We start from the raw sequence: 6358 nt of genomic DNA on the forward strand, positions 1-6358 counted from the left end.
TCGTGATCATCACTGCCGTGTACCTGCCCATCCTCAGCTTGCAAGGGGTTGAGGGAAAGATGTTCAAGCCGATGGCAATGACCGTGATCTTCGCGCTCGTTGCATCCCTCGCGCTGACCCTGACGCTCATGCCGGTGCTCGCGAGCTTCCTGCTGCGGCATCGGGTGTCGGAACATGACAGCGGCGTTATTCAGTGGGCCCGCCGGGCGTACCGGCCGGCACTGACACAAACCGCACGCCATCCCGCCATTACCATGGGACTGGCCGTGCTGCTGCTATTGAGCGCCTGCGTCGCCGGCTCGCATCTTGGCGCGGAGTTCCTCCCACGCCTGGACGAAGGCGCCCTGACTGTCACCACGACTAAACTGCCCGGCATCTCCTTAGCGTCGGCAATCCAGACGCAGACGATGATCGAGCGCACGCTGATGCGCTTTCCAGAGGTCCAGTCCGCCGTCACGCTGGGCGGAACCTCGGAGATTCCTACCGACCCGATGGGCGTCGAGCAGAGCGATACCTTCATCATGCTAAAGCCTGCCGCGCAGTGGCGGACCGCACAAACCCAGGAGGGGCTGATCAGCGCCTATTCCGCAGCTCTGAACCGCGACGTTCCGGGCCTGCAACTGAGTTGGGCGCAGCCTATCGAAATGCGCATGGACGACATGCTGCAAGGCGTACAGGCAGATCTTGCCGTGCGGATTCACGGCAACGACCTCAACGTGCTGCACGATACCGCCGAGCGCGTGGCCGCCGTTCTCGCGCGGGTGCCGGGCGCCGCCGACGTGGAAGCAGAACAGACGATCGGACAGCCGTATTTGCGCGTCATCGTCAACCGCGAAGCCGTAGCACGTTATGGACTGAATGCCAGTCAGGTGCTCGACCTCGTGCAATCGTTGGGCGGCCGCACCGTGGGCACGATAGTCGATGGAGACGGCCGGTTCGATATCCGGGTTCACCTCCAGCCACACGACCGGGACAGTGTCGCGAGGATCGGCGATCTCCGCGTGAGCGACGGCGCCGGCCGCGCCGTGCCACTCAGCGAAATCGCCGACCTACGCATGGAGCCAGGTCCCTCGGCGATTGCGCGCGAGCAGGGCCAGCGCGTCATCACGGTCCAGGCCAATGTGCGTGGGCGCGACCTCGCCAGCTTCGTCGCGGCCGCACAGCAGGCGGTCACGTCACAGGTGCGCCTGCCGCCGGGTTACTCCGTCTCATGGTCTGGGAGCTTCCAGAATTTACAGGAGGCTATGTCGCGCCTGTCCGTCGTGGTCCCTGTCGCGCTCGCCTTGATCTTTGCGCTCCTGTTCCTGATGTTCAAGAGCATGCGGCTCGCTGCCCTCATTTTCTTCAATGTGCCGTTTGCATCGATTGGCGGAATCTTCGCGCTTTGGATGCGTGGCCTCCCGTTCAGTATCTCGGCCGCCGTGGGCTTCATCGCGCTGTTCGGGATCGCGGTTCTGAACGGCGTGGTGATGGTGAGCTACATCGAAGAAAAGCGCGCGGCGGGACTCAATCCGGTGGAAGCGGCGATGCAAGCCGCGATGACGAGGCTCCGGCCCGTGCTGATGACGGCGACTGTCGCGAGCCTCGGTTTTCTGCCGATGGCGCTGTCCACCAGTTCGGGTGCTGAAGTGCAGCGGCCGCTCGCCACGGTGGTGATCGGCGGGCTGATCTCAGCCACGTTACTCACGCTGTTGGTATTGCCCGCTGTCTACCCGTGGCTCATCGGCAAGCGGCAGGCGACGCGCGTGTTGGCCGAGCCGGTATCCAGGCCGCAACTCGCAGAACAAGAATAGGTGGACCTTCCAGTCATGGCTTCAAAACGCTCATCAAGTCTGTTCGTGACACTACTACTCGCAGGTTGTGCGGTCGGGCCGAACTTCAAGCAGTCCTCCGCGCCGTCCGGGGCCGGATACACGCCGGAGCCGCTCGCAGCAACCACGGCATCGGCGCCAAGTCCGCTTGGCCAGGCACAGCGATTCGTTCAGGGCAAGGACATTTCAAGCCGATGGTGGGAACTGTTTCAGTCACGTCCCTTGAACGATCTCGTGGAACGCGCGCTCAAGGCGAACCCTACAATCGCAGCGGCGCAGGCGGCGCTCAAGGTCGCTCAGGAAAATATGCTAGCGCAAGGCGGGACGCTACTGCCGAGCGTCGGCCTGGATGTGTCGGGCAGCAAGAACGAGACACCGACCGCGGCCCTTTCACCGGCTTCCGCAAGCGGCAAGCCGATCTATTCGCTTTTTACGGCCGGCCTCAATGTTTCATATTCGCTTGACGTGTTCGGTCTCGACCGCAGGGCCATAGAGTCTCTCGCGGCGCAAGCCGACAACCAGCGTTTCGAACTAGAGGCAGCGTATCTGTCGCTCAGCACCAACGTCGTGGTGGCTGCGGTTCAGGAGGCAAGTTTGCGCGACCAGATCGCCGCGCAGGAGGAAACGGTCAAGGCAGACACGGAACTGAGGGACATCCTTCAGCGCGAATTTGCGTTGGGTGAGATCGCGCAATCGGACGTACTTCAGCAAGACGCGGTGCTTGCCCAAGCTCAGGAAGTACTGCCACCACTGCGAAAACAGCTGGCATTGCAGCGCAATGCGCTGATCGCGCTTTTAGGCGGCCTGCCGAATGACGATGTCGCCGCGAAATTTGATCTTGCCTCCTTGCATCTTCCTGAGGATCTTCCGGTCAGCATTGCCTCGAAGCTGGTTGACCAGCGTCCTGACATACTCGCCGCGTCGGCGACGCTGCATGCGGCGAGCGCGCAGGTCGGCGTCGCGATTGCCGAGCGGTTGCCGCAGCTTTCATTGACAGCAACGCTCGGTACGTCGCCGAATGCGATCGCTAGCGCCTTCACGCCATACAACCAGTTCTTCACCATTGCCGGGAAATTGGCGCAACCGATCTTCGATGGCGGAATGCTGAAGCATCGCCAGCGAGCAGCGCAAGCCGCATTCGACCAGGCGGCTGCGCAGTATCGCATCACGGTGATCGGCGCTTATCAGAATGTGGCCGATGTCCTGAGGGCATCGCAGTATGACGCCAACACGCTGCAAGCAGCGGTGACCGCCGAACAAGCGGCCTCCCGGAGCCTTGAGCTTGCACGCCGCGAGCTTAAGTTGGGATCGACGTCCTACCTCTATGTGTTGAATGCGGAGCAGGCGGAGCAAGCAGCCCGGCTAGCGCTGGTACAGGCGCAGTCGGCGCGCTTGTCCGATACGGCGGCACTATTCCAGGCTATGGGTGGTGGCTGGTGGAATCGCTCTCAATCAGAGTCGCAAGGTAGCGGACAGATAGCGGGCAACTGATCTTGTTCCGGCAGTGGTCGGCCGGAGGCAACGAAAGACGACATACGAAGGCTAGTTGCTTCGGTGTCGAGAATTTCCTTTTAGCTTAGCTCAGGACAACGCGCCGCGCTCGGACGAATTTATTCGCGCGCAGCGTTAGCCAAACCAAAAAGCGCGCGCACTGCCTTGTCAATCCGCGCTGGAAATCCGGTGACGCTTCCAGGTTCAAGGTATTTATGCCGGATGCGCGCGCGGCTATTGGCGATTGCGTAGGTTGTCGGCGCAGGACTTGTTTCTTGCCGAAAAGGTGATTGCACATTACAAAAAAGTCATTTTTGGGTCATCCGCCGTGCAGGTACGGGATCCAATAATAGAAAACGTCCGAGAACGACACGATTCGACTTTTCACTTGGACGGAGGTTTTTATGAAGAAAATGCTAACCGCAGGGATCGTCGTTACGTTGCTTGCAACGTCTGCGTTTGCTCAGAGTAGCCCCAACTATTCAAGAGCCGCTGGAAGCGCGAGCGGGAAGTCCTCCACGCTCGAGAAAACGCGTGCCCAGATGCGGGAAGAGCTATTCGACGCCGAGAGCGTCGGTCTCGTGCCGACTGGTAGAACTCAATACCCACCGAATGAAGCGACGATCAAACGCAATCAAGCGCATTTCGGTGTTGTCGAGCGCTATTGGGAGAGTCACCGGTAAGTGGCAAGGATCTTGAACTACCAGCCTTCACTTGCGCACTCCAACGCGATGAACCGTTTGCATTGCATCGACAGTCTCGCTGATCCCGGTGAAAAAGGCAGCGCTGCAGTCGGTCGACCCATTACTTCAAGGCAAAGCATGTTGCTAGTTCTTTCTACGTTCAGCCGTCTCATTGCCATTTCCCTCTTATTCGGTGCATTGGCGGGATGCGCAAGTCCGACTATCGGAAGACAATTAGTTTCCTCGATTGCTACGGCAGCGCCGCGACTTCCGCCCGACTATCCTTGTCAAAATTTGCATGTCAAACCGTTGAACTGTCCGTCGAGGTGAAAACGATACGTCTGCCCCTGTTGCTTGATGGCCTTCTTGTGAAAAATGATCTAGCTGCTGCCACTTCGCGTCTGGCGCGCGGCATGAAGGCTACTGTCTGGCCGGGCCGGATCCACCGCCCGATAGAGGTAACGCACTTGCCGCGCATCTTCAGGTACGTTTCGTCGACACGCCACGATTGTCCTGTGGACGTGCTGAAACGGCTCCAGAGTTTGACGAAATCGGGCGTATAACTGACACGCCCAACTCAGGATCGTTGTGTGCGCGAGCGACAAACCCCATTCAGCCGTCATCTAAAAAGCTCCCACGGGCTAAGCTTGTAGCGCAGGTAAGCACGGTGCCACGCCCGAATCCAGCATCTTCATTCTTCGCCACGCAACCATTTCGATTAAGCCAGGTTGCCAGAAGGCCTTATTGGGACAAAAGTGGCGATCGCGCCTGCAAGCGCGTCTGCCGAGGGTGCCTTACACCGCTACACGGAGATGGCCATCTGATACGGTCGCGCCTGAACGACCGCTGGTATTGATGCGCGACTCCAGATCTTATGCAGGAACGACGTAGTCCGTGGTTTGGCCGCGATGTGGCGGGTGCGCCGTACACGTCCAAAAATATAAAGCCGAATCCGAGGGCCGCGACCAGGATCACGCCTGCAAACAATGTCCGAACATGACATCGATGTAATGTGAGCGTCAGACTCTCGTCACCCCTGTGTGTCGAGAATAAAGGCTTACTCACTCTACTCACGGCGAGGCGGTGAGGCCGAGGCTTCATTCACAGTGTATGAAGCCAACCACAGCTAAACACAGGAGGTATGAACTATGAAGGCCCTTATTTATGCAGCGTCGCTGGCGAGCGCACTGGCCGCCCCGACCGTCTCTTTTGCGCAGGACTCTACTGTGCCGGTGACGCGTGCAGAGGTACACGCGGACTTGGCGCGACTGGAACAAGCCGGGTATCGCCCGGGCGTTAACGATGTGCACTATCCGGCGGGCATTCAGGCTGCGGAGGCGCGCGTTCAAGCGCAGGATGGCACGATGCCGAACAACACGGCGGTCGGGGGGGTATCGGATGGTTCCTCGCAAGCGGGTGCGCCGACGACGAAATCAGGCACCCACTCCATCTATTTTGGTCACTGACGATCAGGATCCATTTTTGTGGACGTCATGGCGTGGAGCTCAAGAGCTATCCAAGGCGAGGCGGCGGATCGCCTATTCCGAGCACGACGTCGGCGCATCTTAGTGCTGAACATGTGTCGTTTGCGCCGGTATCGAAACGACAAACGGAGGCACATGGAAAATTCACTGGTCCTTGGTCATTCTCGCGGTTGCGTCGATATTGCTCTCGTGCGTCAGGTTGGTAACGACAGAGCCACGCTTGGAACGGCTTTTTCAGAATGGATAGTTAAGGGGATGTAAACACAACTTCATTCGATTATAAGCAAAACCAGTCTGCGCTGGCGCGTCTTGGCTCACCCCGCGCAGCGTCTACGACGATGCGCGTTCTGTTCGTCGGACCGATATTTGCGACGCAGTAAAACCAGTGGTGCAACGCCTTTAACCGCTGCAAAACGTATCGAGCTTTTGCATTCCTAAGGGGTAGCTATCGCGTCCATTAGGAATGGCGATTGTACTCTTCAAAGGCATCGGCATAGCATGCGGCGCACCATTAGCGATGTCTCGAGTAGTAACCGATCCCCGGAGCCAATATGCAACATGCAGCATCTACAGTCTTTAAAAGAACGCTTCTGTCCGTCGTCTTGAGCGCGACGATGTTGCCGCCTGTCTTTGCCGCCGGCTTGACCCGCGACAATGGATCTCCTGTTGGAGACAATCAGAATTCGGAAACAGCGGGTCCTGAAGGTCCGGTGCTATTGCAGGATTCGCATCTGGTTGAAAAGCTGCAGCGTTTCGATCGCGAGCGCATTCCAGAACGTGTCGTTCATGCGCGAGGCACAGGTGCCTTTGGCGACTTCGTTCCAAGCGCCGATCTATCCGACCTGACAACAGCGCAGGTCTTCTCGCCAGGCAGTAAAACGCCGGTATT

6 protein-coding genes are annotated in these 6358 nt (G+C 58.9%); 5 read left to right on the plus strand and 1 reads right to left on the minus strand.

The genetic code is table 11. From position 1 onward, the window contains the following. From JWR14_RS31410 to JWR14_RS31420, 3 genes are all read left to right on the plus strand, one after another. On the plus strand, window positions 1–1793 hold a 1793-nt coding region (locus tag JWR14_RS31410; RefSeq protein ID WP_299717183.1), incomplete at its 5' end, for an efflux RND transporter permease subunit. Between the two features lie 15 nt (window positions 1794–1808). Next, window positions 1809–3302 (plus strand): efflux transporter outer membrane subunit, encoded by a 1494-nt coding sequence (locus tag JWR14_RS31415; RefSeq protein WP_299717185.1) that lies wholly within the window; start codon window positions 1809–1811, stop codon window positions 3300–3302. Window positions 3303–3715: 413 nt separating this feature from the next. Further along, window positions 3716–3985, plus strand: a complete 270-nt coding sequence (locus JWR14_RS31420) for a DUF4148 domain-containing protein (RefSeq protein WP_299717193.1) — start codon at window positions 3716–3718, stop codon at window positions 3983–3985. Window positions 3986–4286: 301 nt separating this feature from the next. Here JWR14_RS31420 and JWR14_RS31425 read toward each other — a convergent pair whose 3' ends face one another. After that, window positions 4287–4463 carry a hypothetical protein gene (locus tag JWR14_RS31425; protein ID WP_299717187.1) on the minus strand — a complete coding sequence of 59 codons (177 nt, stop codon included), beginning with the start codon at window positions 4461–4463 and terminating at the stop codon, window positions 4287–4289. A 670-nt stretch (window positions 4464–5133) separates the two neighbouring features. Between JWR14_RS31425 and JWR14_RS31430 the strand changes: the two genes are divergently transcribed. Both JWR14_RS31430 and JWR14_RS31435 read left to right on the plus strand, forming a co-directional pair. After that, window positions 5134–5451 carry a DUF4148 domain-containing protein gene (locus JWR14_RS31430; protein WP_299717189.1) on the plus strand — a complete coding sequence of 106 codons (318 nt, stop codon included), beginning with the start codon at window positions 5134–5136 and terminating at the stop codon, window positions 5449–5451. A 569-nt stretch (window positions 5452–6020) separates the two neighbouring features. Then, window positions 6021–6358: catalase (locus JWR14_RS31435; RefSeq protein ID WP_299717191.1), on the plus strand; the 338-nt coding region annotated here is incomplete at its 3' end.

Origin of the sequence: Caballeronia sp., assembly GCF_028292365.1 — a bacterium.
In the GTDB taxonomy this organism is placed as follows: Bacteria; Pseudomonadota; Gammaproteobacteria; order Burkholderiales; family Burkholderiaceae; genus Caballeronia.